Annotated in this window: 24 protein-coding genes, 1 tRNA gene and 1 pseudogene; 4 read left to right on the top strand and 22 right to left on the bottom strand. The window is 73.3% G+C overall.

The annotated features are described in order from the left end of the window. Positions 1-23: 23 nt before the first annotated feature. The 3 genes from ACZ68P_RS11615 to ACZ68P_RS11605 form a co-directional block, all read right to left on the bottom strand. The gene (locus tag ACZ68P_RS11615) at positions 24-830 is read right to left on the bottom strand and encodes an SAM-dependent methyltransferase (RefSeq protein WP_471005199.1); all 807 of its coding nucleotides are present in this window, start codon (positions 828-830) and stop codon (positions 24-26) included. Between the two features lie 78 nt (positions 831-908). Further along, the gene (locus tag ACZ68P_RS11610) at positions 909-1,145 is read right to left on the bottom strand and encodes a DUF397 domain-containing protein (protein ID WP_137992288.1); all 237 of its coding nucleotides are present in this window, start codon (positions 1,143-1,145) and stop codon (positions 909-911) included. After that, positions 1,146-2,009 carry a helix-turn-helix domain-containing protein gene (locus ACZ68P_RS11605; protein ID WP_471005198.1) on the bottom strand — a complete coding sequence of 288 codons (864 nt, stop codon included), beginning with the start codon at positions 2,007-2,009 and terminating at the stop codon, positions 1,146-1,148. It lies immediately after the preceding gene. Positions 2,010-2,253: 244 nt separating this feature from the next. Between ACZ68P_RS11605 and ACZ68P_RS11600 the strand changes: the two genes are divergently transcribed. From ACZ68P_RS11600 to ACZ68P_RS11590, 3 genes are read left to right on the top strand one after another with little or no spacing between them, the layout of a single operon-like run. After that, positions 2,254-2,736, top strand: a complete 483-nt coding sequence (locus tag ACZ68P_RS11600; protein ID WP_471005197.1) for an ATP-binding protein — start codon at positions 2,254-2,256, stop codon at positions 2,734-2,736. Positions 2,737-2,741: 5 nt separating this feature from the next. Continuing rightward, the gene (locus ACZ68P_RS11595) at positions 2,742-3,188 is read left to right on the top strand and encodes a hypothetical protein (RefSeq protein WP_471005196.1); all 447 of its coding nucleotides are present in this window, start codon (positions 2,742-2,744) and stop codon (positions 3,186-3,188) included. After that, positions 3,157-3,867: a class I SAM-dependent DNA methyltransferase gene (locus ACZ68P_RS11590; RefSeq protein ID WP_471005195.1), complete on the top strand. Its 711-nt coding sequence runs from the start codon at positions 3,157-3,159 to the stop codon at positions 3,865-3,867. Before ACZ68P_RS11595 ends, ACZ68P_RS11590 begins: the two co-directional genes overlap by 32 nt. Positions 3,868-3,954: 87 nt before the next feature. On the opposite strand, the gene ACZ68P_RS11585 is transcribed toward ACZ68P_RS11590, so the two are convergent. The 19 genes and pseudogenes from ACZ68P_RS11585 to ACZ68P_RS11495 all read right to left on the bottom strand — a co-directional run bounded on the left by ACZ68P_RS11585 (position 3,955) and on the right by ACZ68P_RS11495 (position 24,239). Further along, positions 3,955-4,039: transfer RNA gene (locus tag ACZ68P_RS11585), tRNA-Leu, on the bottom strand. Between the two features lie 259 nt (positions 4,040-4,298). Beyond that, a complete protein-coding gene (locus ACZ68P_RS11580) occupies positions 4,299-5,381 on the bottom strand; it encodes a sugar phosphate isomerase/epimerase family protein (protein WP_471005194.1) in 1,083 nt (360 codons plus the stop codon). Positions 5,382-5,431: 50 nt separating this feature from the next. After that, positions 5,432-6,838: a nucleotide pyrophosphatase/phosphodiesterase family protein gene (locus tag ACZ68P_RS11575; RefSeq protein ID WP_471005193.1), complete on the bottom strand. Its 1,407-nt coding sequence runs from the start codon at positions 6,836-6,838 to the stop codon at positions 5,432-5,434. Further along, complete coding sequence (gene eboE / locus ACZ68P_RS11570) at positions 6,835-8,004, bottom strand: metabolite traffic protein EboE (RefSeq protein WP_471005192.1); 1,170 nt, start codon at positions 8,002-8,004, stop codon at positions 6,835-6,837. The genes ACZ68P_RS11575 and eboE overlap by 4 nt, the downstream gene beginning before the upstream one ends. Before the next feature lie 12 nt (positions 8,005-8,016). Continuing rightward, positions 8,017-8,865 carry a TatD family hydrolase gene (locus ACZ68P_RS11565; protein WP_471005191.1) on the bottom strand — a complete coding sequence of 283 codons (849 nt, stop codon included), beginning with the start codon at positions 8,863-8,865 and terminating at the stop codon, positions 8,017-8,019. Continuing rightward, positions 8,865-9,419, bottom strand: coding sequence for an EboA domain-containing protein (locus tag ACZ68P_RS11560; RefSeq protein ID WP_471005190.1), 555 nt, complete (start codon positions 9,417-9,419; stop codon positions 8,865-8,867). Before ACZ68P_RS11560 ends, ACZ68P_RS11565 begins: the two co-directional genes overlap by 1 nt. Beyond that, on the bottom strand, positions 9,413-10,339 hold the full coding sequence (locus ACZ68P_RS11555) for a sugar phosphate isomerase/epimerase family protein (RefSeq protein ID WP_471005189.1): 927 nt from the start codon (positions 10,337-10,339) through the stop codon (positions 9,413-9,415). Before ACZ68P_RS11555 ends, ACZ68P_RS11560 begins: the two co-directional genes overlap by 7 nt. Further along, positions 10,336-11,499, bottom strand: a complete 1,164-nt coding sequence (locus ACZ68P_RS11550; protein ID WP_471005594.1) for an SCO3242 family prenyltransferase — start codon at positions 11,497-11,499, stop codon at positions 10,336-10,338. The genes ACZ68P_RS11555 and ACZ68P_RS11550 overlap by 4 nt, the downstream gene beginning before the upstream one ends. Positions 11,500-11,810: 311 nt before the next feature. Then, on the bottom strand, positions 11,811-12,923 hold the full coding sequence (locus ACZ68P_RS11545; RefSeq protein WP_471005188.1) for an inositol-3-phosphate synthase: 1,113 nt from the start codon (positions 12,921-12,923) through the stop codon (positions 11,811-11,813). 172 nt (positions 12,924-13,095) lie between these two features. Beyond that, a pseudogene (locus ACZ68P_RS11540) lies at positions 13,096-13,281 on the bottom strand (3-keto-alpha-glucoside-1,2-lyase-like domain-containing protein); the annotation flags it as partial. A gap of 348 nt (positions 13,282-13,629) precedes the next feature. Beyond that, complete coding sequence (locus ACZ68P_RS11535; protein WP_471005187.1) at positions 13,630-14,634, bottom strand: sugar phosphate isomerase/epimerase family protein; 1,005 nt, start codon at positions 14,632-14,634, stop codon at positions 13,630-13,632. Positions 14,635-14,647: 13 nt separating this feature from the next. Next, the gene (locus tag ACZ68P_RS11530; protein ID WP_471005186.1) at positions 14,648-15,847 is read right to left on the bottom strand and encodes a Gfo/Idh/MocA family protein; all 1,200 of its coding nucleotides are present in this window, start codon (positions 15,845-15,847) and stop codon (positions 14,648-14,650) included. Between the two features lie 70 nt (positions 15,848-15,917). Then, a complete protein-coding gene (locus ACZ68P_RS11525; RefSeq protein WP_471005185.1) occupies positions 15,918-16,955 on the bottom strand; it encodes a substrate-binding domain-containing protein in 1,038 nt (345 codons plus the stop codon). A 116-nt stretch (positions 16,956-17,071) separates the two neighbouring features. Next, on the bottom strand, positions 17,072-18,076 hold the full coding sequence (locus ACZ68P_RS11520; protein WP_471005184.1) for an ABC transporter permease: 1,005 nt from the start codon (positions 18,074-18,076) through the stop codon (positions 17,072-17,074). Further along, positions 18,073-19,593: a sugar ABC transporter ATP-binding protein gene (locus ACZ68P_RS11515; protein WP_471005183.1), complete on the bottom strand. Its 1,521-nt coding sequence runs from the start codon at positions 19,591-19,593 to the stop codon at positions 18,073-18,075. The genes ACZ68P_RS11520 and ACZ68P_RS11515 overlap by 4 nt, the downstream gene beginning before the upstream one ends. Positions 19,594-19,917: 324 nt before the next feature. Next, positions 19,918-21,099 (bottom strand): ROK family transcriptional regulator, encoded by a 1,182-nt coding sequence (locus tag ACZ68P_RS11510; RefSeq protein ID WP_471005182.1) that lies wholly within the window; start codon positions 21,097-21,099, stop codon positions 19,918-19,920. Positions 21,100-21,558: 459 nt separating this feature from the next. Beyond that, positions 21,559-22,203, bottom strand: a complete 645-nt coding sequence (locus tag ACZ68P_RS11505) for a class F sortase (protein ID WP_471005181.1) — start codon at positions 22,201-22,203, stop codon at positions 21,559-21,561. Between the two features lie 173 nt (positions 22,204-22,376). Beyond that, positions 22,377-23,090, bottom strand: coding sequence for a hypothetical protein (locus ACZ68P_RS11500; protein ID WP_471005180.1), 714 nt, complete (start codon positions 23,088-23,090; stop codon positions 22,377-22,379). 201 nt (positions 23,091-23,291) lie between these two features. Next, positions 23,292-24,239, bottom strand: a complete 948-nt coding sequence (locus tag ACZ68P_RS11495) for a beta-ketoacyl-ACP synthase III (protein WP_471005179.1) — start codon at positions 24,237-24,239, stop codon at positions 23,292-23,294. 422 nt (positions 24,240-24,661) lie between these two features. Here ACZ68P_RS11495 and fdhD point away from each other — a divergent pair, with 422 nt between their 5' ends. Then, entirely contained in the window at positions 24,662-25,510 is an 849-nt protein-coding gene (fdhD, locus tag ACZ68P_RS11490) for a formate dehydrogenase accessory sulfurtransferase FdhD (protein WP_471005178.1), read from the top strand. The last annotated feature ends 37 nt before the right edge of the window (positions 25,511-25,547 follow it).

The raw sequence follows: 25,547 nt of genomic DNA, 5'->3' as shown, positions 1-25,547 counted from the left end.
GAGGCGTGCGGCCGGACCGTCGGTCAGAGCTTGCGGGCGACGCCGGCCCAGCCCGGGATCGGGTCGTCCCCCTGCACCGGAACGGGCTCGCCCAGCTCCGGGTGCCATTCGGCGGTGAGGGTGACGCCAGGCTCGACCGGCTCCATGCCGGCGAAGAACGCCGCCAGTTCGTCGCGCGAGCGCGGGCGCAGGGTCAGTCCCCGCGCCTTGTACATGGCGGCGGCCCGCGCCGCGCCCTCGGGGTCGAAGTCCCCGGTGACGTGGGAGAGGACGAGGTAGCTCCCCGGTGCGAGCTTCTCGACGATCTTGCCGACGAGTTCGTAGGCGCCGTCCTCGTCCCCGACGAAGTGCAGCAGGGCCAGCATCGAAAGGGCGATGGGCTGGTCGAAGTCAAGGACCTTTCCAGCCCTTTCGAGGATGACCTCGGGCTCACGGGCGTCCGCCTGGATGTACTCGGTGGCCCCTTCGGGCGTCGAGCGCAGCAGGGCGGCCGCGTGCGCGAGGACGATCGGGTCGTTGTCGCAGTAGACGATCCGCGACTCCGGCGCGACCTGCTGGGCTATCTGGTGCAGGTTGGGCTCGGTCGGGATGCCGGTACCGATGTCCAGGTACTGGCGTACGCCGTTGGCGCCCAGCCAGCGGATGGCGCGGTGCATGAAGGCCCGGTTGACGCGGGCCATGTCCCGGCCCCGGGCGTCGACGGTGAGGAGCTGGCGGGCCATCTCCTCGTCGACGGGATAGTTGTCCTTGCCGCCCAGGAACCAGTCGTACATCCGCGCCGGATGCGGCTTGCTGGTGTCGATCCGTACGGCTGCGGGGTCCTGGGTCATCGGCGCTCCTGGTCGGCGGAGAGGAACTGTGGTCGGTGGAGCAAGAGTTACGCGACGGTAGGGGTGTGACGGAAGAGGTCAGGTCAACAGAAAGTCGGCTTGACCGGATTTCGCTCCTTGAATGAAGGCGGCGATCTCCCCGTGCGTGTAGATGAGCGCTGGTCCCTCAGGGTCTGCGGACTGTCGCACGGCGACTCTGCCGTCGGCCAGCTTCATGGCCTCCACGCAGTTGCCGCCGTTGCCGCCGCTCCACGGCTTGTGCCATCCCTCGGCACCGAGATCCGCGGCGGGCATGCCGTTGTATATGCGATCCATTCACAGCTCCTTGCGGAGATCCCGGAAGATCTCCTTCGTACGTTGTGCAGTCGCGGCCTGGGCCGCCATGCGGTCCATGACCTCGAGATGGGAGGCCACCTCCGGGCGCGCGTCGAGGTAGACGGCGCCGGTCAGGTACTCGCTGTAGACCATGTCCGGGAGTTCGGGCATGGCGAAGCGGAAGAGGACGAACGGTCCGTAGGTGCCGGGGTGGTGGCCGGACGCGAACTCCGCGATCTGCAGGGTGACGTTCGGCAGCTCGGACGCTTCGAGCAGCCGGTCGAGCTGGTCGCGCATCACCTGGGGCCCGTCGCCGACCGGTCGGCGGAGCACCGTCTCGTCCATGATCACCCAGAACTTCGGGGCGTCGTCCCTGGTCAGCAGGGACTGACGCTCCATCCGCAGGGCTACATGTCGCTCGATGTCCTCGGCATCACTGCCGCCCACCGCCCCGCTGCGCAGAATGGCACGGGCGTACGACTCGGTCTGGAGAAGACCGGGGATGAACTGTGGTTCGTAGGCCCGGATGAGGCTCGCGGCCCCCTCCAGGCTGACGTACATGGAGAACCAGCCGGGCAGCACGTCATGGAACCGCTGCCACCAGCCGGGAAGGTTCGCCTCCTCGGCGAGGGCGATGAACCCCTCCGCCTCGGATTCGGCGATGCCGTACGCCTTCAGCAGCAGCTGGACGTACGGAATCTTCAGCGCGACCTCCGCGGTCTCCATCCGCCGGATGGTGGCCGGGGCGACCCGGAGGACCTTGGCGGCTTCCTCCCGTTTCAGGCCGGCCCGCTCGCGCAGGTCCTGAAGCCGCTTGCCGAGAACGACCTGTCCCACCGTGGGGGCGGACCGCGGCTCGCTCACTCTCAGACCTCCCCGACGCGCTGTTTGGACCGAGTGTGCCATGAAGAGAGGACAGAGAGAACACGGCACTTTGCAATTTTCAGAGTGCCACTTGCCAAGTGTCCGCTTCGGGAGCAGAGTATTCCGGTGAACCAGTACGCGCTGCTGCCGCGCGCCGCCGCGGTGGGGGCGACGTACGGCACTGCTTACCCACTGTTGTGAGGAACCGGTCGTGGCTTCTGGTAACGCGCTCCCCTCAGGCCTTATGAGCCCTCGCGTCACGACCCAGCGCCCACGGACCGATACCGCTCGCAGCGCTTCCCCTCGCACCGGCGCCCCGCGCGCCGACATCCGCCGCTTCGCCTTCGAGCTGCCCGCCCGCACGGTGTCGGTGGCACGCGCCCGCAGACTGGCGGAGGAACGCCTCATTCTGTGGGGCTGCGATCCGGAGATACGCGACACGGTGACGCTCATCGTCTCCGAACTGGTCACCAACGCGGTCGTGCACACCGCGAGCACCCACGTCGTCTGCGAACTCCGCGAGGGCGAGGAGCAGTTGCGCATAGCGGTACGCGACGAGGGCGGACCCGCCGATCCGCGGATACGCGACTGCGGCGAGGAGGAGCGGGGCCGGGGCCTGGTCCTCGTGGACGCCTTGTGCAGCGCCTGGGGCGCGGACAGCACCGGTCACGGGACCGCCAGAATCGTCTGGGCGGAACTGGCCCACGGCACGGGGCAGTCGTGCTGAGGTCGATGGCGACGCTGCTCACGCCGCGCTCCCGCCGCTCCCCCGACGCCGGATCGACGCGCCTGGTCGTCCCCCCGCAGTTCCGTACGGCACTGGGCTGCGACGCCGTCGGCGTTCCGGCCCGCTACGGCTTCCGGGTGCTGTCCCGGCTGCCCGCGAAGGGCTGTGTGTACGCGGACAGTGACTGGTGGTGGTGGCTGGTCCCCGCGGGCTCCGACCTGGATCTGAGGTGGCCGCTGCCGGCCTGCTACGCCCCGGAGGCGGAGATCCCCGACCGGGGGCCCCGGCTGATCCACCACCCGGACGGCACGTCGCCGTACACGCCGCCGATCCCCCTCTATCTGCTCGCCTGCCAGCTGACGGGCACGGCCCCCTCCTGGCCGCCCCTGCGCAGGCCCGCCGACGGCGTAGTGTCGGCCCATGTTCTCCCCCCAGGGCCCGACAGCCCGTGAGCTGGTGGTGCAGGCGCTCTCCTCGGTGGAGCGCGGCTACGACCTGCTGGCCACTCGGTTCGACGCGACCCCCTTCCGCACCTCTGACCGGCTGCTTGCCGCGGTGAGCGACACGCTCCGCCCCCTGGGGCCCTTCGGGTCGGGCCTCGACGTGTGCTGCGGTACCGGCGCCGGCCTCTCCGTCCTCGACGCGGTGTGCACGGACGGGATCACGGGCGTCGACTTCAGTACGGGCATGCTGGCCGAGGCGCGCCGGGCCCATCCGGCGGCCGCCCTGGTCCGTGCGAACGTGCTGGCACTGCCCTTCAGCTCGGCCTTCGACCTGGCGGTCAGTTTCGGCGCCTTCGGCCACTTCCTCCCCGAGGAGCAGGGGCCGCTCTTCGCCCAGGTCCACGCCGCCCTCCGTCCGGGCGGCACGTTCGCCTTCCCCCTGCCGGCCCCGCCGCCCGTCGGTTCGCTGCCGTACTGGACCCTCTTCGGCTTCGACGCCGTCATGCGGGTACGGAACGCGGTGCGGCGGCCGCCGTTCGTCATGTACTACCGGACCTTCCGCCTCGCGGACGTCCGGGCGAACCTGGAGCGGACGGGGTTCACGGTGGAGCTGCTGCCGATGGAGCCCCTGGGGCGCCGGGACGACGGGAGCCCGCAGTGCCGTCTGGTGGTGGCCCGCCGGGCATAGGCGCCGAAGGAAGGCGTGCTACGGCGAAAGCAATGGTGAACGACGAAAAGTGCCGGTCGAGAGAGCTCGACCGGCACTTCTACTGTGTGTCCGAGGGGGGACTTGAACCCCCACGCCCGATAAAGGGCACTAGCACCTCAAGCTAGCGCGTCTGCCATTCCGCCACCCGGACCGGGTGTGCCGCTTCGGGGGTGTTCCCCGCGGCGACATGGATAACTCTACCAGGGGTTCGAGGTGCCTTTCACCGGTGTTTCCCGTGGTCAGTGGGGTGCGGGCACCCCTGAGCCCGTGATCCGGGCCACGGCCGGGCGAGGGTCGCACGGACGGTCATGGTGCGCGTACGCCGGGTAGCGCGACCAGGCCGCACGGCCCCGTGCGCTCCTCGTGGGGGCGGATCGTCCGTTCGCCGGGTGGGTGAGGCCGCTCCCGGGTCAGCAGTCCTTCTCGCGCAGGGAGTGGAGGTGCGCGCCGGACCGGCGGGCGAAGTCGAAGGACTCGACGGGGTTGTCGCGCTCCGCCTGCCAGTGAGGGGCGTGGCGTCCGTGGTGGGTGCGGTTCACCGCCGAGATGAAGCGCCGGTAGTCGATGTCCCCGTCCCCGACGTCCGACATGCGGTAGCCGTCGCGGACGGAGTCGTCGCGTTCGCCGTCCTTGACGTGGAAGAGCGGATAGCGGTGGGGCTGGTCGAGGACGTAGCGCAGCGGGTCGAAGGGGGCGGGGGTGCCGTCGGCACGGCGGGAGAAGCGGTGCTGGGCGACGTAAGCCCAGTAGACGTCCATCTCCAGGTGGACGAGGTCGGGGTCCGTCTCGGCGAGCAGCACGTCGTAGAGGCGGACGTCCGGCTGGTCGGTGGCGAAGGAGAACTCCTCGGCGTGGTTGTGCTGGTAGAACTTCATGCCGCGTTTCCTCGCCGCGGCGCCGTACTGGTTGAACTCCTCGGCGCAGCGCTTCCAGCCGTCGACGGTGGCGCCGTAGCGCCAGGGTCCGGAGGCGGTCCCGATGTGCGGGAGACCGAGCGCCTCGGCGTCGTCGAGGACCCGGGTGAGGTTCTGGGCGAAGGTGTAGGCCGTGGGGTCGGAGGAGGAGTGGCCGACGTGGCTGCCGATGCCGCGCAGGCCGTGGTCGCGGGTGAGCCGCTTGAGCTGCGCGAGGGTGATGGGGCCGGCCGAACCCTGGGTGTAGCCGGCGAACTCGACCTCGTCGTAGCCGTACTTCTTCAGCTCGGCGAAGACGGTGGCGAAGCCGAGCGTGGAGACCTTGTCGCGCAGGGAGTAGAGCTGGATGCCGAGCCGGCCCGGGGGCAGGACGGGGCGGCCCCGGCCGTCGCCGCGGGCGGCGGGGTCGGCGGCGGTCGCTCCGGCGTCCCCCGCGGCGGCGGTCGCGGTCGGGGCGGCGGCGCCCAGGAGCGCCGCGGCCGTGGTGCCGGCGGCGACGCCGAGCATGTTCCGTCTGCTGAGCCTACGGGTGAGTACGGGGTCGGGGGACGTGCTGAGGATACGGCGGCTGCGGCTCATCTGTGGATAACTCCTGATCGTCGGTGGGGAGCTGCTTGACTGGAGTCCGGTCAGCAGAGACCGGCCAGTCGGAGCAGCAGGGACTTCACCTCGGTGGCCGCGACGCGGCCGCCGACGGTGCGGGGGGTGGAGCACAGGATGAGCGGACCTTCGTCGTCGCTCGTGGGGAGGCGGCCATGGCTGCCGCGAATAGGTGAGGGGTCGAGGGGCACGACCGCGAGCCGGTAGCGCATGCCGAGCTTCTTGCGGGCGATCGCCTTCGCCGCTCTGATCCGTACGTACGGGTCGTGCGGGTCCATGAACAGCTCGACGGGGTCGTAGCCGGGTTTGCGGTGGATCTCGACGAGCGGGGCGAAGTCGGGCGCCTTGGTGTCGTCGAGCCAGTAGTAGTACGTGAACCACGCGTCGGGTTCGGCGAGCGCGACGAGCTCCCCGGAGCGGGGGTGGTCGAGACCGTGTTCCTTCTTGCCCGCGTCGTCGAGGAGCCGCTCGATGCCGGGCAGACCGGCGAGGGCTTCACGGGTGGCGGCCATCTCGCCGGGGTCCTCGGGGCGGCGGACGTACACATGGGCCACCTGGTGGTCGGCGACGGCGAACGCGCGGGAGGCCATCGGGTCCAGGTACTCCATGCCGTCCTGGGTGTGGACCTCCAGGAGGCCGGCGCGGCGCAGGGCCCGGTTGATGTCGACGGGCCGGCTCACCCGGGTGATGCCGTACTCGGACAGGGCGACGACCGTGCGTCCTTCGGCCCGGGCGTCGTCGAGGAGTGGGGCGAGTGCGGCGTCGAGTTCGGCGGCGGCGCGGAAGGACCGGGGGTCGTCGGGGCCGTGGCGCTGGAGGTCGTAGTCGAGGTGGGGGACGTAGCACAGCGCCAGGTCGGGATGGCGGGTGCGCAGGATGTGCCGGGTGGCGTCGATGATCCACCGGCTGGAGACCAGATCGGCGCCGGGCCCCCAGAAGTGGAAGAGGGGGAAGGTGCCGAACTCCGCGGTGAGTTCGTCGTGGAGGGCCGGGGGCCGCGTGTAGCAGTCGGGCTCCTTGCGGCCGTCGGCGTAGTAGACGGGACGGGGGGTGACGGTGATGTCGGTGTCGGCGCCCATGGCGTACCACCAGCAAATGTTGGCGACGGTGTAGCCGGGGTGCGCGCGCCGGGCGGCGTCCCAGAGTTTGTCGCCCGCGACCAGGCCGTTGTGCTGGCGCCACAGGAGCACGTCGCCGAGTTCGCGGAAGTACCAGCCGTTGGCGACGATGCCGTGTTCGGAGGGAAGGGTTCCGGTGAGGAAGGTGGACTGGGCGGTGCAGGTGACGGCCGGCAGGACGGTGGAGAGGGCGGCCTGGGAGCCGTTGCTCCCGAGGGCCTTGAGCCGGGGCATATGGGCGAGGAGGCGGGGGGTGAGGCCCACGACGTCGAGGACCAGAAGGGGGGTGGGACGGATGTCGCCCGGCGGGGTGGTCATGGGAGTTCCTTGAGGCCGAGGTCGGTGAGGAGGTCGCGGGCGAGTGCGAGTTCGGCGGCGATGCCGTCGGCGAGACGGGCGCGGGTGCGGGGGCGCTCCGCGGCCGGGAGGGCCTGCCAGGTGTAGGTCTCGACCTCCAGGTGGTGGGTGAGCGGGTGGGGGCCGCCGACGAGAAGGGCGAGGGTGTCCTGGAGCACGGAGAGGGTGGAGGTGAGCGGCGGGGCGGGCGGTGCGTGGAGGGGGACGTGGAAGTGGGCACGCCAGGGGGCGCTCTCGGGGAGGGATCGGCCGGCAAGGGCCTCGGGCAGGTCGTCGGTTCCGCGGAGACCCGCGTGGGTGTCGACGCGGGTCTGGTGGAGGAAGCGGGGTTCGGCGAAGGCGGCGAGCGCGGCGCGGACGTCGGGGAGATGCGGATCCTCGGCGTGGAGCGCCGCGGAGAGCTGGGCCTTGACGACGGGGATGGCGGCGGCGGCGAGGGCGTCCAGGGCGGTGCGCGGGTCCTCGAAGGAGGTGGCGAGGTGGCAGGTGTCGACGCAGACGCCGATGCGGGGGTTCGAGACGGCGGTGAGGGGGGTGATCGCGTCGGCGGTGGTCTCGACGACACAGCCGGGCTCGGGTTCGAGGCCGATCCGGACGCTCTTCCCGGTGAGCTCCTGGAGGGCGTCGAGCCGGTGGGCGAGCGTGGTGAGGGCGGTGTGGGCGGTGTCGGCGGCGCGGGAGTCGAAGGGGGTGCGCCAGGCGATCGGCAAGGTGGAGACGGAGCCGTCGGTGATGTCGTCGGGGAGGAGTGAGGCGAGGAGCCGGGCCAGGTCGGTGGTGTGGGCGAGGCGTTCGGGGCGGGTCCAGTCCGGCTGGTAGACCCGGTATTTCACTTCTTCGGCACCGAAGCCCTCGTAGGGGAAGCCGTTGAGGGTGACGACCTCGAGGCCGCGGCGGTCGATCTCGGCGCGCAGGGCGCGGAGCGAGGCCGGGTCGGTGGTGAGGGAGCGGGCGGCGTCACGGGCGAGCCAGAGGCCGATGCCGAGGCGGTCGCGGCCGAGGCGTCGGCGGACGGGTTCGCAGTGGTCGCGCAGTTGGGCCAGGACGCCGTCGAGGGTCTCGGCGGGGTAGACGTTGGTGCAGTAGGCGAGGTGGACGGTGGACCCGTCGGGGTGGCGGAAGCGCATCGCGTGCCCGCCTCATTCCCCGCCGCGGAGGATGGAGTTGCCCTCGTGGAGGGCCGGGGCGGAGGGGAGGTCGAGCCGGAGGCGGCCGCTGAGGCCGTAGAAGGCGACGGGGTTGCGCCACAGGACCCGGTCCACGTCGTCGTCGGAGTAGCCGGCGGCGAGCATCGCGTCCCCGACCTTGCGGGTCTTGAGGGGGTCGCTCTTGCCCCAGTCGGCGGCCGAGTTCACCAGGACGCGGTCGAGCCCGTGGTCCTTGAGCACCGCGACCATGCGGTCCTCGTCCATCTTGGTGTCCGGGTAGATGGAGAAGCCGAGCCAGGCCCCGCTGTCGGCGGCCTCCTTGACGGTGGTCTCGTTGAGGTGGTCGAGGAGGACCCGGTCAGGGGCGAGAGCGGACTCGCGGACCACGTCGAGGGTGCGGCGCAGCCCGGCGAGCTTGTCGCGGTGCGGGGTGTGGACGAGGGCGGGGAGGCCGTGGTCGGCCGCGAGCTGGAGCTGCGACGCGAGGGCCGTGTCCTCGGCGCGGGTCATGGAGTCGTAGCCGATCTCGCCGACGGCGACGACGTTGTCCTTGACGAGGTAGCGGGGCAGGGCGTCGAGGACGGGAGTGCAGCGGGGGTCGTTGGCCTCCTTGGGGTTGAGGGCGAGGGTGCAGTGGTGGGCGATGCCGTGCTGGGCGGCTCGGAACGGCTCCCAGCCGAGGAGGGAGTCGAAGTAGTCGAAGAAGGAGTCCGGTGAGGTGCGGGGCTGCCCCAGCCAGAAGGAGGGTTCGACGAGGGCGCGGACTCCGGCCTCGTACATGGCCTGGTAGTCGTCCGTGGTGCGCGAGGACATGTGGATGTGGGGGTCGAAGATGCGCATCAGGACGTCTCCGTGGGGGCGGTGAGGGCGAGGACGCGGTGGAGGTCTTCGGGGACGGGGCGGCCGGCGGCGGAGCGTTCGGCGGCGTAGTCGGTGAGCATCCGGGCGAGTTCGCCGTCGCCGCGGGCCCGGTGGGCGAGACCGGCGACGGCGTCGAGGGGGACGCCGGTGAAGAGGCACTTCAGGACGCCGTGGCGCCAGACGTGGGGAGGCAGGTGGGCGGCGGCGTAGGGGCCGAGGGCCGCGGAGAGGAGCGTGGTGTCGTGGGTGCGCAGGGCGTCCTCGACGAGGGGGACGGTCTCGGGGCCGGTGACGAGCGACGGGAGGGCGAGGAGGACGGCGCGGCGCTCGGGGGCGGCGCCGTGCCGGTAGAGACGGGTGAGGGTGTCGGGGTCGGCGCGGGCCTCGCGGAGGAGGAGGGTGCGGACGGAGTCGGCGTGCTCGGGGCCGCAGTGCCGGCCGGCGGAGGCGAAGCGCAGTTCCCAGGCGGGGGTACGGACGGCCGCTTCGGCGAGGGCCTGGTCGAGCCAGTCGCGGGCGGAGTCGGTCAGCATGCCGTGGCCTCCCCGGGGGCGCGTCGGTCGCGGAGGAAGGAGAGGGAGGCGCGGGCGAGGTCGGGGCCCGCGTGGGAGTGGCGGGGCAGTTCGACGACGGTGAGACCGGTGTAGCCGGCGGCGGTGACGTCGGCGAGCGCGGCGAGGACGGGCGGGAAGTCGATCTCGCCCTCGCCGAAGGGGAGGTGTTCGTGGACGCCCCGGCGCATGTCCTCGATCTGGACGTGGTGCAGCCAGGGCGCGGCTGCGCGGACGCAGTCGGCCGGGGAGGCGTCCTCCAGGCACTGGCAGTGGCCGATGTCGAGGGTGAGCCCGAACAGCGCCGGGTCCGGGTCGCCGAGGAGACGGCGCAGGCGGTGGAAGTCGTCCAGCGTGGAGAGGAGATGACCGGGTTCGGGTTCGATGGCGAGGGGGACGCGGGCGGCTGCCGCCGCGTCGAGGACCGGGCCGAGAGCTTCGACGAGGCGCTTCCAGGCGGTCTCGGGGGAGGCTGGTTCGGGGTCGACGCCACTGAAGCAGTGGACGGCGTGGGCGCCGAGGTCCTCGGCGACGCGCACGGCGCGGACGAGCAGCCGGGTCCGTGCGGCGCGGGCGTCGGGGTCCGGGTCGAGCAGGGAGGGGCCGTGCTTGCGACGGGGGTCGAGGACGTAGCGCGCGCCGGTCTCGACGGTGACGCCGAGGCCGAGGGCGTCGAGCCGCCGGGCGACCTGCGCCGTGCGGGCCGCGAGGTCGGGGGCGAGGGGGTCGAGGTGCATGTGGTCGAGGGTGAGACCGACCCCGTCGTAGCCGAGGCCGGCGAGGAGGACCAGGGCGTCGTCGAGCCGGAGGTCGGTGAGGCCGTTGGTGCCGTAGCCGATGCGGAGAGCGGGGGCCGCGGGCGGCGCGGTGGGCGCCTCGGGCGGGTGGGGGGTCGGGCTCATGTGGGGCTCACCTTCCGTGCGAGGCGCCGGGCGAGCGGGACGAGGGTCAGGAGGGCGAGGCCCGTGACGGGACAACCGGAGCGGGCGGCGAGAGCGGCCTGGAGCGGGATCAGGGCACGGATACCGGCGCCCACGGAGCGCTGCGTGAGCTCCGGGGAGGGGTTGAGCGCCGCGTGCAGGAGGGGGGTGACGGGCGCGCGGGCGTAGGCGAGGGCGAAGGCGCCGCAGACGACCCGGGGGAGTAACGCGGGCCACGCCGACGCCCGCCCGCCCGCCGCCACGGGCGCGCCGGGTGCGGCCGGGTGCCGGAAGGGGCCTTGGGCGGGTGACGTCCGGGGGACGCCGAGGGTGGGTGGCTGCCGGGGGGCGCCGGATACGGGCGCCTTGCGGGGGGCGCCGGGTGCGGCCGGGCGCCCCAGGGCGCCGGGAGCGGGAGCGGGAGTGGGTCGGGGGGCGGTGCCCCCGCGCGCGGTGAGGCCGGAGGTCGCCGCGGCCACGGCCAGGGTGGTGGCCAGGGCGAGTAAGGGAGCCCGGGTGGAGCCGCCGTGGGCTTCGTGGCGGGAGACGGCGGTGACCGCGTAGGTGTGGGTGGCCAGCAGGGCGGCGGCGGGGAGGGGGCGGGGGGAGGGAGGGGCCCCCGTGGCGGTGGCTCCGAGAAGAAGGTCCAGGGCCCGGGCCGCCCCCATCGCCGCCGGCCCCGCCGGTGTGTGTTTGAGGCGGAGGTCGTAGGCCCAGACCGTGGCCGCGAGGGCGGTGGCGACCGCGAGGGCCGGGCGGCCGGCGCGGGCGGCGAGGCCGAGGCCCGCCGCCGTCAGGGCGGCGGACGCCCCGAGCGCCGCCCCGGGGCTGATGCGGCCGGAGGGGAGGGGGCGGTGGGGGCGGTCGACGGCGTCCTCCTCGCGGTCGGCCCAGTCGTTGAGCGCCATGCCGGCCTCGTAGAGGCAGAGGGAGGAGCCGATGGCCAGGAGGGTGGCGCTGTTCGGGCGCACCCCCGCGGCGGCGGCGCCCGCCAGGGCGTCGCCGGGCACCGTGAAGAGCGCGGAGACCCGGAGCAGTTCCGCCCACGCGGCCCCTCGCGCCCCGTGCCCGGGCCCGGGCACTCCGCCCTGAGCCGCCGCCGCCCACGCCCCCGCCCCGGCCCCGGCGCCTGCGGCCCTGATCCCGGCCGCTTCCGGCCCGGCCGCCCCGGGTGTCCCGGCCGCCTCTCCCCCGGCCCGCTCCCGTCCGGCTGTCCCGCCGTGCGGTCCGGGCGCCCCGGCCGCCCCTCCCCCGGCCCGCTCCCGTCCGGCCGCCTGCTCGTGCGGTCCGGGCGCCCCGGCCGCCTCCCCGCCAGCCCCTCCCCGCCCAGCCGTCCCGCCGTGCGGTACGGCTGTCCCGCCGTGCGGTCCGGGCCTCTGCCCATGTGCCCCCGCCGCCGCCTCGGGGCCCGCTCCGCCGGGCGTCCCCGGCGCCATCGGGCTTTCCGCGTCGCTCATCGGGACTCCCCCAGGCGGGCGCCGAACGCGATCAGGCGGGCGTACTGGTCGGACAGGGCCGCCGGGGGTGTGCCCTCGGGGTCCTTGAAGTAGAAGGCGAGGTCGTGCAGGGGGCCCGAGAGGCCGGTTTCGTGGGCGCGGGCGGTCAGCCGGGCGAGGTCCAGAACGAGGGGCGCGGCGAGAGCCGAGTCGCAGCCCTGCCAGGTGGTCTGGAGGGTCATGCGGGAGCCGAGGAAGCCGTCGAAGGCGATGTGGTCCCAGGCGGTCTTCCACTCCCCCAGGGCGGGGACGTCGTCGATGTGCACCTCGCCCTCCACCCCGGGTCCGAGGACGTCGGCGAGGACGCGTTCCTTGCCCGCGTTCTTCGCCGCCGCGGCGGCGGGGTCGGCGAGGGCGGCCCCGTCTCCGCCGCCCAGCAGGTTGGTGCCGGACCACGCCCGTACGTCCAGCGCGCGTTGGAGGAACATCGGGGCGAGGACGGAGCGCAGGAGGGTCTGGCCGGTCTTGCCGTCCCGGCCCGCGTGCGGCAGGCCGCTCGCCGCCGCGGCCGCGGCGAGGGCGGGGTGCCGCAGTCCGGTGGAGGGGGTGAAGTTGACGTAAGGGCAGCCGGCCCGGAGGGCGGCGGCGGCGTAGAGGGAGCTGGGAGGGAGCCCGGCGCCCCCCGGCGCCGGCTCGGTCGAGGCGACGTTCAGGACGACGACCCTGGCCAGGTCCCGCCGCCGCCGGAAGTCGTCCAGGTCGGCGGTGAAGGCGGAGACGAGTTCCTCCTCGGTCCGGGTGTCTCCCGGTCGGGGTCCTCCGGGGCGGATCTCCGCTTCGGCGGCGTCGAGTTCGGCGGCGACGGCGGTGGCGAGGCCGTGCGGGAGCACGCCCGCCGCGGTCAGTGCCTCGGCCCGTTTGGGCAGGGGGCATTCCGCCGTGTCGTGCCCGCCGAAGACGAGGGCCGCGAGTGGGGGGAGCCCGGCGGTGGCGAGGGCGTCGGTCTCGGTCACCATGCCGGTCGGCGGGTGGAGGCCCGCCGTCATGGCGGCCCAGCCGGCCACCACCGTCGTTGCGACACTGCCTCTCGCCCCGATGAGCCAGACTCCCGTTCGTGTTCCGGTGGTCACGTCCTGCCTCCCTGGGCTGTGGTGGAGACGGCGGGCGGGGGGTACGGCGCCTCCCCGCCCGCCGCCGGCTGCGCGGGAGCTCCCGGGCCCGTCCGCGGGCGGGCCCGGACCGGGTCCGGGCCGTGCCGGCGCCGGGCCGAAGGGCGGCCTGGCGGCACGTTCCGGACGCTCCCTACGGAGTGAGTTCCTTCAGTCGGTTGTGGCCGAAGGACACCTGGTCGTCGGCTCCGTGGTTCTGGAGGCCGATGTGGCCGTTCTTCAGGCTGCGCGCGGGGCCGGTGTCGGTGACGTCGCTGATCTTCACGCCGTCGAGGAACACCTGGAGCCGTTCACCGCGCACGGGGATCTCATCACTGCTCCGTCGGCGAGCGGTCCGACCGTGAGCAGGGCGGGCGTCTTCCTGGTTCGGAGTCGTATTCCGTGCACGAAGCGTCCTCCGGGGTGGGGCCGGATGTGCGGGTGGGCGAGGACCGGCGGGCGCCGTCGACGCGGTCCCGCCGGGACAGTTACGTCATGTACACATCAGCGAAGGTAGCCGGGTTCGTCCACCGCGGAAAGCCCTTGCGCGCCACCGCGGCCGAACTTTCCCCCGCGAGAGGACAAAGACTCCTGAGGGCAGCCCGGACCGGCCCGGTGGCGTGGGCGCGCCACCCGGCCCGGGCCCGCGCGGGCCGGCCGCCGGCCGACGAGAGGTGCGGAGGGGGCTCTAGCGTTCACCCCCGAAGGCCGCGTCGAAGGAGGCCGACGGGGGATCGAAGTCGTATCTCCGGAGGATGGAGAGCGCTTCGGGCGCGCCGGTCAGCCGGTCCATGCCGGCGTCCTCCCACTCCACCGAGATCGGACCGGCGTAGCCGATCGAGCGGAGCATGCGGAAGACGTCCTCCCACGGAACGTCGCCGTGTCCGGCCGAGACGAAGTCCCAGCCGCGCCGCGGGTCGCCCCAGGGCAGGTGCGAACCGAGCCGGCCGTTGCGGCCGTCGAGCCGGCGCCGGGCCTCCTTGCAGTCCACGTGGTAGATGCGGTCGCGGAAGTCCCAGAGGAAGCCGACCGGATCCAGGTCCTGCCAGACGAAGTGACTCGGATCGAAGTTGAGCCCGAACGCCGGACGGTGGTCGACCGCCTCCAGCGCGCGCTGGGTGGTCCAGTAGTCGTACGCGATCTCACTGGGATGGACCTCGTGCGCGAAGCGGACGCCCTCGGCGTCGAAGACGTCGAGGATGGGGTTCCAGCGTTCGGCGAAGTCCTCGAAACCGCGCTCGATCATCCGCTCCGGGACCGGCGGGAACATCGCCACCAGGTGCCAGATCGACGATCCCGTGAAACCGACGACGGTGTCGACGCCCAGGGCCGCCGCGGCCCGTGCGGTGTCCGCCAGCTCGCGGGCCGCCCGCTGCCGTACGCCCTCGGGCTCACCGTCCCCCCAGATCCGGGCGGGGACGATCGCCTGGTGCCGTTCGTCGATCGGATGGTCGCAGACGGCCTGCCCCACCAGGTGGTTCGAGACGGCCCAGCACTTCAGCCCGTACTTCTCGAGCAGGGCGTGCCGGCCGGCGACGTACGACGGGTCGGCGAGCGCCTTGTCGACCTCGAAGTGGTCGCCCCAGCAGGCCAGTTCGAGGCCGTCGTAGCCGAAGTCGCGGGCGAGTCGGCAGACCTCCTCCAGGGGCAGGTCGGCCCACTGGCCGGTGAAGAGGGTGAAGGGACGTGGCACGGCACTGCCTCCATTACTCCTGTACGGCGGTGTAGACGGCGTTCTTCTGGGCGCTCTCCTCGACGGCGGCCAGGACCCGCTGGACCTGGAGCCCGTCGGCGAAGGACGGGGCCGGAGGGGTGCCGGACGCGACGGCGAGGACCAGGTCGCGGGCCTGATGGACGAAGGTGTGCTCGTAGCCGAGCGCGTGGCCCGGCGGCCACCAGCCCTCCAGGTACGGGTGCTCGGGCTCGGTCACCAGGATGCGGCGGAACCCGGCGGTGCCGGCCGGTTCGGTGTGGTCGTGGAAGGACAGCTCGTTGAGCCGCTCCAGGTCGAAGGCGAGGGACCCCTTCTCCCCGTTGATCTCCAGACGCAGGGCGTTCTTGCGGCCCGCGGCCATCCGGGTCGCCTCGAAGGAGGCGAGCGCCCCGGACGCGAGCCGTCCGGTGAACACCGCCGCGTCGTCCACCGTCACCGCGCCGTACGCCCCGCCCGCCGCGGAACCGGAGAGACCCGCCGACACCCCGGCGAGCAGCGGCCGTTCGCGGACGAAGGTCTCGGTGAGCGCCGAGACCCCGACCAGCGGTTCCCCCGCGAGGTACTGCGCGAGGTCGACGGCGTGGGCCCCGAGGTCGCCCAGCGCCCCCGACCCGGCGTGCTCGCGCTCCAGGCGCCAGGTCAGCGGGAAGCCCCGGTCGACCAGCCAGTCCTGCAGATAGGTGACGCGCACGTGCCGCAGCTCGCCGAGCCTGCCGGCCTCGATCAGCCGCCGGGCGTACGACAGGGCCGGCACCCGGCGGTAGTTGAAGCCGACCATGGCGATCTGGCCGCGGGCGGCCGCCGCCTCGGCGGCCGCGACCATGGCCTCGGCCTCGGCGACCGAGTTGGCGAGCGGCTTCTCGCACAGGACGTGCTTGCCCGCCTCCAAGGCGGCGATGGCGATCTCCGCATGGCTGTCGCCCGGCGTGCAGACGTCCACGAGCTGGACGTCGTCGCGGGCGACGAGAGCACGCCAGTCGGTCTCGGCCGCCGCCCAGCCGTGCCGGTCGGCGGCCGCCCGGACGGCGGCCGCGTCCCGCCCGGCGACGGCGGCGAGGAGGGGGCGCAGCGGCAGGTCGAAGACGCGGCCTGCGGTGCGCCAGCCCTGTGAGTGGGCTGCTCCCATGAAGGAGTATCCGACCATTCCGACGCCGAGCGTCGGCGGTGCGGCCCCGCTCTCCCTCTGTTCCATACGGTTCCTCCGTTTCGTGGTGCGGCAGGGTTCTGCTCCCCGCGGCGGGCGTCCGCCGGGGCAGGGCCGGTCAGCTGAAACCGGTGGGCAGGTACTCGTCGACGTTCTCCTTGGTGACGACGGCCGAGTAGAGGGTGATGGAGGCGGGGATCTCCAGCTCCGACATCCCTCCGACGCCCTTCTTCTGGCCGAGCGCGCGGGCCAGGTCGATGGCGGAGGCGGCCATGGTCGGCGGGTAGAGCACCGTCGCCTTCAGCACGCCGTCGTCGGCCTTGATGGCGTCCATGGCGGCCTTGGCCCCGGCGCCGCCGACCATGAGGAAGTCCTTGCGGCCGGCCTGGGCGATGGCGCGCAGCGCGCCCACGCCCTGGTCGTCGTCGTGGTTCCAGAGCGCGTCGAAGGAGCTCTGTGCCTGGAGGAGCTGGGCCATCTTCGCCTGGCCGGACTCGACGGTGAAGTCGGCGGCCTGGCGGGCCACCTTGCGGATGTTGGGGTAGTTCTTCAGGGCGTCGTCGAAGCCCTGGGTGCGCTGCTTGGTCAGTTCCAGGCTGTCCATGCCGGCCAGCTCGACGACGGTGGCGTTCGGCTTGCCCTTGAGCTTCTCGCCGATGTAGCGGCCGGCGTTGAGGCCCATGCCGTAGTTGTCGCCGCCGATCCAGCAGCGGTACGCCTGCGGGGAGGCGAAGACCCGGTCCAGGTTGATGACGGGGATGCCGGCCTTCATGGCCTGGAGACCGACCTGGGTGAGCGCCTTGCCGTCGGCGGGCAGGATGACCAGGACGTCGACCTTCTTGTTGATCAGGGTCTGGATCTGGCCGATCTGGGCGGCGGTGTCGTTGGACCCCTCGGTGATCTCCAGGGTGACGTCGCTGTACGTCTTCGCTCGGTTCTTGGCGTTCTCGTTGATGGCGTTGAGCCAGCCGTGGTCGGCCTGGGGGCCGGCAAAGCCGATGGTGACGGGGGTGCCGGGCTTGTCGTCGGCGGCCGGGGCGTTGCTCGCGGCCGGTGCCTGGTTCTTGGGTTCGTTGCTGGTGCAGGCGGTGAGCAGCGCGCCGGCGGAGACGGCGGCGGTGCCGAACAGCAGTCCTCTACGGCTGGTTTCTGGCATGGCGATGGATCCCTTCGACGTGGGAGGGGCGGTGTCCTGGGGGGCTGGGGGTGGGGCGTCGGGCGTACGGGCGTGGGGCGCGGGCGTACGGGCGTACGGGAGCGGGCTTCGGGGGATCAGGTGTCGCCGTGGCGCAGGGTGCGTCGCTGGACCAGGACGGCGGCGACGATGATCGCGCCCTTGGCGATCTGCTGGACGTCGCTCTGGAGGTTGTTGAGCGCGAAGATGTTGGTGATCGTGGTGAAGATCAGGACGCCGAGGACGGAGCCGACGATGGTGCCGCGGCCGCCGGTGAGCAGCGTGCCGCCGATGATCGCGGCGGCGATGGCGTCCAGTTCGTAGAGGTTGCCGTTGGTGTTCTGGCCGGAGCCGGACAGGATGATCAGCAGGAAGGCGGCGATGCCGCAGCACAGCCCGGAGAGCAGATAGAGGTACAGGCGCTGGCGGCGTACGTCGATGCCGGCGAGCCGGGCGGCTTCTGCGTTGCCACCGACGGCCACCATGCGGCGTCCGAAGGTGGTGCGGTTGAGGATCAGCCAGCCCGCGACCGTGACGGCGGCGAAGACGAGGACCAGCGGCGGTATGCCGAGGACGTAGGAGTCGGGGATGCCGAGGTCGAGGACGGAGTCGACGGTGACGATCTGCGTGCGGCCGTCGGTGATCTGCAGGGCGAGTCCGCGGGCGGAGGCGAACATGGCCAGGGTGGCGATGAACGGCACCATCCCGCCGTAGGCGACGAGCAGACCGTTCACCAGGCCGCAGGCGACGCCGACGACGACGGCCGTGAAGAGGATGCCGGCGAAACCGTACTCCTGGGTGGCGAGCGTCGTCGCCCAGACGGAGGCGAGGGCGACGATGGCGCCGACGGAGAGGTCGATGCCGCCGCTGGTGATGACGAAGGTCATGCCGACCGTGACGACACCGATGACGGACGCCTGGGTGAGCACCAGTTGGAGGTTGGAGGTGGCGAGGAACTCGGCGGGCTTGGTGAAGCCGCCGACCGCGATCAGGACGGCGAGGACGCCGAGCAGGGAGAGGTTGCGGACGTCGGCCCGCAGGCCGAGCGGGCGCCGGCCGCCCTCCTGTGCGGGCGCGGGTGTCTTGGCGGTGGACAGCGTCATGCCGTCGGGCTCCCTTCCATCACGAGGTCGAGTACGCGGTGTTCGTCGAGGTCACGGGCGGGCGCGGAGTGGACGACCTGTCCCTCGCGGAGGACCAGGACCCGGTCGGCGAGGCCGAGGACCTCGGGCACCTCGCTCGACACCAGGAGGACGGCGAGGCCGTCGTCGGCGAGCCGGCGGATGACGGCGTAGAGCTCGGCGCGGGCTCCGACGTCGACGCCGCGGGTCGGTTCGTCGAGCAGCAGGACCCGGCAGCCGCGCAGCAGCCACCGCGCGAGGACGGCCTTCTGCTGGTTGCCGCCGGAGAGGGTACGGATCCGGGCCTCGGGATGGTCGGGCCTGAGGGAGAGTTCCCGGGTGGCGGCGCGGGCGGCCGCGCGTTCGGCGGCACGGTCGATCCAGCCGGCGCGGGAGAAGCGGGCGAGTGAGGAGACCGAGACGTTGCGGGTGACGGACTCCAGCATCAGCAGGCCCTGGGCCTTGCGTTCCTCCGGGGCGAGGCCGAGGCCGGCGCGCACGGCGTCGCGGACGCTGCCCGGGCGCAGGGGGCGGCCGTCGACGAGCACCCGGCCGGCGGTGGGCCGGCGCGCGCCGTAGATCGTCTCCAGGATCTCGGAGCGGCCCGAGCCGACGAGTCCGGCCAGGCCCACGATCTCGCCCGGCCGCAGGTCGAGGTCGACGGGCGCGAACTCGCCCGTCCGGGCGAGCCCCCGGACCTGGAGGACGGGTGCGGCGGCAGGGGGCCGTGCCGGGCGTTCGGGAAAGACGTACTCGACGTTCCGGCCGGTCATCAGCGCCACGACGTCCCGGGTGGGGGTGGACGCGGCGGGCAGGCCGCCGGCCACGGCGCGGCCGTCCTTGAGGACGGTGACGCGGTCGCCGATGCGGCGGATCTCCTCCAGGCGGTGGGAGATGTAGACGACGGCGACGCCTTCGGCGGTGAGGTCGGCGACGATACGGAAGAGGTTGTCGACCTCGTCGGGGTCGAGGGCGGCCGAGGGCTCGTCCATCACGATGAGCCGGACGTCGTGGGAGAGCGCGCGGGCCATGGAGACGATCTGCCGCTGAGCGGCGGACAGTTCGCCGACGAGCCGGGCCGGGTCGATCTCCGGGTGGCCGAGCCGCCCCAGCAGGGTGGCGGCGGCGGTACGGGCGTCGCGGACGCGGACGACGAAGCCGGCGGTGGTGGGCTCGTGGCCGAGGTGGACGTTCTCGGCGACGGACAGCCCCTCGACCAGGTCGAGTTCCTGGTAGATGGTGGCGATGCCCAGGCGCATGGCGGCGGTCGGGGACTTGAGCTGGACGGGCTCGCCGCACCAGGTGATGACTCCGCCGTCGGGCTGGTGGGCGCCGGCGAGGACCTTGATGAGGGTGGACTTGCCGGCTCCGTTCTGGCCGAGGAGGCAGTGGACCTCTCCGGCGGCGACCTCCAGGTCGACGCCGTCGAGGGCGCGGACGCCGGGGAAGGACTTGGTGATGCCGGACATGGTGAGCAGGGGCGGTTGTTCTGGTGCCATGACGAAGTTCCCCTCGGCGGGTGCGGCCGTAAGTGGCGGGGCGGGACCAGGGCGGGTGGGACGGGGCCCGGACAGGACGGAACGGGGCGAAAGGGACGGGAGAAGGCGCGGGAGGGGACAGGTCGGGAGCGAGCGGCGCGGGGAACGGGTCGGGAAGGGGCGGGACGGACGGAACGGGTGCGGGGCGGCCCCGGCCCTTCCGTGCCCGGTCGAGCCGGTTGGGCGATGGAGCCCCGTGGGGCCGGTGGAGCCGGTTGGGGCCGGTGGAGCGTCCGTGGCCGCCCGTCCCCCGGGCGGATGCGGTGCCCCGGCGGGGCCGTGGGGCTACGCCGGGGAGAAGAGGTGGTCGCTGATGAGACGGGCCGCGCCGATCACTCCGGCCGCCGGCCCCAACTCGCCGAGCACGATGGGGAGATTGCCGGTGGCCAGGGGCAGGGACTGCCGGTACACCTGGGTGCGGACACTGGCGAGGAGGGTGTGACCGAGGCCGGTGACCCCGCCGCCGATCACCACCAGACCGGGATTGAAGAAGCTGACGAGTCCGGCGATGACCTGCCCGACCCGGTTGCCGCCCTCACGGATGAGGTCGAGGGCGGCGGGGTCCCCCGCGGCGGCGGCCGCGGCGACGTCGACGGCGGTGAGCCGGCCCGCGGCCTCGAGGCGGCCGGCGAGCTCCTCCGACCGGCCCGTCCGCGCCGCCTCCTCCGCGTCGCGGGCCAGGGCGGCGCCGCTGAAGTGGGCCTCCAGGCAGCCCTTGTTGCCGCAGGCGCACGGGCGGCCGTCCGGTTCGACCTGGATGTGTCCGATGTCGCCGGCGCTGCCCGTCGTACCTCGGTAGACCTGGCCACCGACGACGATGCCGCAGCCGATGCCCGTACCGATCTTGACGCAGAGGAAGTCGCCGACCGACCGGGCGACGCCCGCGTGCTGCTCCCCCATGGCCATGAGGTTCACGTCGTTGTCGACCATGACGGGACAGCCGAGGTCCTGGCTGAGCGCCTCCCGTACGGGGAAGCCGTCCCAGCCGGGCATGATCGGCGGCGCGACCGGGATGCCCTCGGGGAAGCGGACGGGGCCCGGGACGCCGATGCCGGCGCCGTCGTAGCCCTCGGCGATCCCCGAGGCCCGGAGTTTGGCCGCCATCGCCAGGGCCTGCTCGAAGACGGCGACCGGACCCTCGCGGACGTCCATCGGGTGGTTGATGTGCCCGAGCACCTCCAACTCGGCGTTGGTGACGGCCACATCGATCGACGTCGCCCCGATGTCGATGCCGAGGAAGCGGAGTTCGGGAGCGAGCCGGATGTTGTGCGAACGGCGTCCGCCGCGCGAGGCGGCGAGTCCGTCGGCGACGACGAGACCGGTGTCGAGGAGCCGGTCCACCTCGACGGCGAGCTTGGAGCGGGAGAGGTCGACCTGATCACCCAGCTGAGCGCGGGAGTTGGGGCCTCCGTCACGCAGCAGCCGGAGCAGTCGCGCCTGGTGCGCGTTGGCAGGTCGTGCCGTCATGCGTCTCACGCGCCCCTCCCCTGTCGAATCCGACGTGCCGTGCGTCGTGCTTTCGAGGGGAACGTAGCAGCGGTGTCCCGGGGTGGGAAGAACTAATGCAGGAATCCGACGGGACTTTTTCCCGGCTGAGGACAAAGGCGGGGTACCGGGGGGATGCGCGGCGGTCCCGGTGGGGCCCCGGCCCGGCGGCCCGAGAGGCGGGGGCCGTCGCTCCCGGGCTCGGAGCCTGTCGTCCACGGGGGCGGTGTCTGGCGTGGCAGGGGGCGGGGCGGTGTCTGCCGCGGCACGGTGTCTGCCGTGTCAGGGGGCGGAATTGCCCTCCGAGGGGACGGCCCTGCCGCCCGCAGGGGCGGTGGTTGCTGTACGGGGAGCCGGTGCCGGTCGCCCGAGGGGGCGGTGTCCGCCGTACGCGGGGACGGTCCCGGCCTCCCGGGCGGGCCCGTCCGGGTCCCGCCCGGGTCAGCGCACGGCGACGAGGCGGGCCGAGACCACGACGTTGCCGTCGTATCCCCTTCCCTCCGAGAACTCGCCGCCGCAGGTGATCAGGCGCAGCTCGGGCCGGCCGGTGTTCCGGTAGATCCGCGCGGCCGGGAAGCCCTGCTGGGGGACCGTCTCGACGCCGTACACGGAGAACACGGCGGTCCTGCCGTCGGCGCGGGTGATCTCGACGCGGCGCCCGTGCGCGAGGGCGCCGAGGCCGAAGAAGACGGCCCCTCCTTCCGGGGTGTCGACATGGCCGACGAGGACGGCGGTGCCCTCCTCACCCGGGGTGACGGCGCCGGTGTACCAGCCGACGAGGTTCTTCTCGTACGCCGGCGGGGTGTCGATCCACCCCTCGGCGTCGAGGCCGACGGGCGTGACCGGCGCGTCGATGCGGGCGGCGGGGACGCGCAGGCGCTCGGGGCGTGAGGCGGGCAGCGGCGCGGGGGCCTTCGCCGAGGTCACGGCGGCGGCGCGGCCGGGGGCCGCGGCGGCCAGGGGCTGCGGGGGTCCTCCGGCGCGGTACTCCGCCGTACCGTCCCGCACGAGGTGGACGCCGACGAGCAGGACGATGACCACGACGCCCCAGGCGCCGCGTCTGCCCGGACCGTTCGATCCCTGCACGACCGCTCTTTCCCTGTCGTCCCCGTCGTTCCTGTGGTTCCTGCCGTCCCCGCTCAGGCGTTGCCGCTCCGGCGTCCCGCGGCGGTGCCCTCGTGTGTGTGCGAGGTGCCCCTCCGCCGCGGGCCTCGTCATCCCGCGCGGAGGGGCCGTTTCGGATCCCTCCGTCCCCCGGTTCAGGCGGGGCCGTCGGCTCCGCGCCTGCGGAGCGTCAGCAGGGTGGCTCCGCCGAGAGCGCCCGCGATCAGCGCGGTGCCCGTGACCACCTCGGCCGTGCCGAGACGGCCGGAGGCGCCGCCGAAGCCCGCCCGGACACCTTTGTGCGCGGTCGTGACGGTGTCGGTCGGGGCGCCGGTGTCGCCGACGGCATGCCCGCCGCTCGGGGGAGCCTCAGGCACGTGCCCCCCGGCCGGACGGCTCTCCGGCGGGTGCGTCTCCGGGACCTGCCCGCCGGTCGGATGGCTCTCCGTCGCGGGTCCGCCGGTGGCGCTGCCGCCGGTCGTCCCGCCGCCCGGGGCGTGGCCGTCCTCCGGGGCGGCGATGGTGAGGGGGGTGGTGCCCCGCTCGCCCTCGCAGTCGAAGGTGACCTCGTACCGCGCACCGGCCTTGGCCTCGGCGTCCACCGTGGCGGTTCCCGTGCGCCCTTCGTCGAGCGTGACGGTGTCGAAGACTCCGGACTCGGCGGTCACGAAGGGGACCTCGCACCCCTCGGAGGTGAGGGTGACCGTGCCCCCGGGGGCGACCGTCGACGGCGTGACGGCGAAGGCGAAGGAGGTGATGTCGTTCCCGGTTCCGTCGTCGGCGAAGGCCGGTGAGGCGCCGAGCGCGGCGGCCGTGCCCATGGTGACGGTGGCGAGCAGAGCGGCGGAAGCGACATGTGTGGCGCGCATGGCGACCTCCAGATCACGCGAGGGGTGCATACGGACGGATTCCGCGTGCGGCGGGAGACGACCCCCACCCCGATCGAAGCTAGGTGCGCGCCGGGGACCCCGCCACCGGGCTCCGCCGAACGGGCCCCGCACTCCCCCGTTCGCCCCGCGCTCCCCTGTCCCCGCCCTGCTCCCCGTCGGCCCCGGTGCCGGGGCGGGCGCCTACGGAACGCGGACGACCTGCCCCGCGTACGAGAGGTTGCCGCCGAAGCCGAAGAGCAGGGCGGGTGCGCCGGAGGGCAGCTCGCCGCGTTCGACCAGCTTCGCGAGGGCCAGCGGGATCGAGGCGGCCGAGGTGTTGCCGGAGTCGACGACGTCACGGGCGACGACCGCGTTGACGGCGCCGATCTTGGCGGCCAGCGGCTCGATGATCCGCAGGTTGGCCTGGTGGAGGACGACGCCCGCGAGGTCCTCGGGGGTGATGCCCGACCGTTCGCAGACCTGACGGGCGAGGGCGGGCAGCCGCTGGGTCGCCCAGCGGTAGACGGCCTGGCCCTCCTGCGCGAAGCGCGGCGGGGTGCCCTCGATGCGGACGGCGTGCCCCATCTCGGGGACCGAACCCCACAGCACGGGGCCGATGCCGGGCTCCTGGCCGTCGTCCGTCACCTCGACCACGGCCGCGCCGGCACCGTCGCCGACGAGGACGCAGGTGGTGCGGTCGGTCCAGTCCGTGACCTCGGTCATCTTGTCCGCGCCGATGACCAGCGCTCGGCGGGCGGCCCCCGCCCGCAGGGCGTGGTCGGCGGTGGCGAGCGCGTGGGTGAACCCGGCGCACACGACGTTGAGGTCCATGGTCGCGGGCGAGCCCATGCCGAGCCGGGCGGCCACACGGGCGGCGGTGTTCGGCGACCGGTCGATCGCGGTGGAGGTGGCGACGAGGACGAGGCCGATGTCCTCGGGGCCGAGCCCGGCGGCGGCGAGGGCCTTGCCGGCGGCGTGCGCGGCCAGCTCGTCCACCGGCTCCTCCGGGCCGGCCATGTGGCGGGTCCTGATGCCGACCCGGCTGCTGATCCATTCGTCGCTGGTGTCCACCAGCGCGGCCAGGTCGCTGTTGGTGAGCACCTTGGCGGGCTGGTAGTGCCCGAGCGCGGCGATACGAGTGCCCGTCATGCCCGGGACCCCCTTGGGTTCGAGTGGCGCGTGTTGCAAGCAGGAACCACCCAGTCTTGCCAGCGACTCATGGGTAACAGGACACGTAAACCACCAAGATTCGCCCGTACCTCTTGGGAGACCATGACAACGCGGAGCAAGAAGGGACGTCCCGGACCCCCGCCGGTCCGCCGAACGCCCACGCCGACCGGGGCGGCGGCGCGTCTCGCCGGACGGCGAGCCGTGGCGCCGGGACCGCGCCGGTGACGGCGAGGGGGGGGGAGCGGGCCGCGGCGCGCGCTTCCCCGTGCAGGACAATGAGGTCGTCGGGGTCACCTCGCCGCACGACGAGCCGGTGCGCACGACGAGCCGGTGGCCTGCGGCGACCCTCGCGTCAAGGGCCGTTTCGGCTTCCAACACGTACAGAATCGGGTGTAGCCACCATGGGACGGGTCACCGAGCGACGGCGCGTCATCCGGATCCGCGCGGGGGCCGTGAACGAGCGCCCGGACACGCTGGTGGCCGAGGAGCCGCTGGAGATCCGTCTCAACGGCAGGCCGCTCGCCGTGACCATGCGCACGCCGGGCGACGACTTCGCGCTGGCGGCCGGGTTCCTGGTGAGCGAGGGGGTGCTCGGCGCCGCCTCCGACGTGCGGAACATCGTGTACTGCGCGGGCGCGAAGGACGACGGCACGAACACCTACAACGTGGTCGACGTGCAGCTGGCGCCCGGTGTCCCCGTCCCGGACATCACCCTGGAGCGGAACGTGTACACCACGTCGTCGTGCGGGTTGTGCGGCAAGGCCAGCCTGGACGCGGTACGGACCACGACCCGTTTCCCGATCGCCGACGCTCCCCCGGTCCGGGTCACGCCCGGTCTCCTCGCCGCCCTCCCCGACCGGCTGCGGGCCGCGCAGCGGGTCTTCGACCGGACGGGGGGCCTGCACGCGGCGGCGCTCTTCAGCGAGGAGGGCGAGCTGCTGGACGTGCGGGAGGACGTGGGCCGCCACAACGCGGTGGACAAGCTGGTGGGCCGCGCGCTGCGGGAGGACCGGCTGCCGCTGGACCGGGCCGTCCTGCTCGTCTCGGGCCGGGCCTCGTTCGAGCTCGCGCAGAAGGCGGTGATGGCGGGCGTCCCGGTGCTCGCGGCGGTCTCCGCGCCGTCCTCGCTGGCGGTGGACCTGGCGGCCGAGACCGGTCTGACGCTGGTCGGCTTCCTGCGCGGGCCGGACATGAACGTGTACGCCGGGGAGCACCGGATCGCCCTCGGGACCGAGGCTTCCCGGAACTGACCGGGCGCGGTCGCCCCGCACGGGTCGGGCCGTCGGC

The sequence above is a fragment of the Streptomyces sp. NPDC036822 genome, from assembly GCF_055609145.1.
The sequence above is the reverse complement of the archived record's forward strand: the minus strand, read 5'-3'. Positions and strand labels throughout refer to the sequence as shown.

Coding starts and splice junctions, on each gene's coding strand:
- ACZ68P_RS11610 (WP_137992288.1), bottom strand. CDS start 1,145: ATGGATCGCATATACAACGGCATGCCCGCCGCGGATCTCGGTGCCGAG.
- ACZ68P_RS11515 (WP_471005183.1), bottom strand. CDS start 19,593: ATGGCACCAGAACAACCGCCCCTGCTCACCATGTCCGGCATCACCAAG.
- ACZ68P_RS11580 (WP_471005194.1), bottom strand. CDS start 5,381: ATGAGCCGCAGCCGCCGTATCCTCAGCACGTCCCCCGACCCCGTACTC.
- ACZ68P_RS11565 (WP_471005191.1), bottom strand. CDS start 8,865: ATGCGCATCTTCGACCCCCACATCCACATGTCCTCGCGCACCACGGAC.
- ACZ68P_RS11525 (WP_471005185.1), bottom strand. CDS start 16,955: ATGCCAGAAACCAGCCGTAGAGGACTGCTGTTCGGCACCGCCGCCGTC.
- ACZ68P_RS11530 (WP_471005186.1), bottom strand. CDS start 15,847: ATGGAACAGAGGGAGAGCGGGGCCGCACCGCCGACGCTCGGCGTCGGA.
- ACZ68P_RS11500 (WP_471005180.1), bottom strand. CDS start 23,090: ATGCGCGCCACACATGTCGCTTCCGCCGCTCTGCTCGCCACCGTCACC.
- ACZ68P_RS11560 (WP_471005190.1), bottom strand. CDS start 9,419: ATGCTGACCGACTCCGCCCGCGACTGGCTCGACCAGGCCCTCGCCGAA.
- ACZ68P_RS11590 (WP_471005195.1), top strand. CDS start 3,157: ATGTTCTCCCCCCAGGGCCCGACAGCCCGTGAGCTGGTGGTGCAGGCG.
- ACZ68P_RS11510 (WP_471005182.1), bottom strand. CDS start 21,099: ATGACGGCACGACCTGCCAACGCGCACCAGGCGCGACTGCTCCGGCTG.
- ACZ68P_RS11520 (WP_471005184.1), bottom strand. CDS start 18,076: ATGACGCTGTCCACCGCCAAGACACCCGCGCCCGCACAGGAGGGCGGC.
- ACZ68P_RS11600 (WP_471005197.1), top strand. CDS start 2,254: ATGAGCCCTCGCGTCACGACCCAGCGCCCACGGACCGATACCGCTCGC.
- ACZ68P_RS11615 (WP_471005199.1), bottom strand. CDS start 830: ATGACCCAGGACCCCGCAGCCGTACGGATCGACACCAGCAAGCCGCAT.
- ACZ68P_RS11575 (WP_471005193.1), bottom strand. CDS start 6,838: ATGACCACCCCGCCGGGCGACATCCGTCCCACCCCCCTTCTGGTCCTC.
- ACZ68P_RS11495 (WP_471005179.1), bottom strand. CDS start 24,239: ATGACGGGCACTCGTATCGCCGCGCTCGGGCACTACCAGCCCGCCAAG.
- ACZ68P_RS11595 (WP_471005196.1), top strand. CDS start 2,742: ATGGCGACGCTGCTCACGCCGCGCTCCCGCCGCTCCCCCGACGCCGGA.
- eboE (WP_471005192.1), bottom strand. CDS start 8,004: ATGCGCTTCCGCCACCCCGACGGGTCCACCGTCCACCTCGCCTACTGC.
- ACZ68P_RS11555 (WP_471005189.1), bottom strand. CDS start 10,339: ATGAGCCCGACCCCCCACCCGCCCGAGGCGCCCACCGCGCCGCCCGCG.
- fdhD (WP_471005178.1), top strand. CDS start 24,662: ATGGGACGGGTCACCGAGCGACGGCGCGTCATCCGGATCCGCGCGGGG.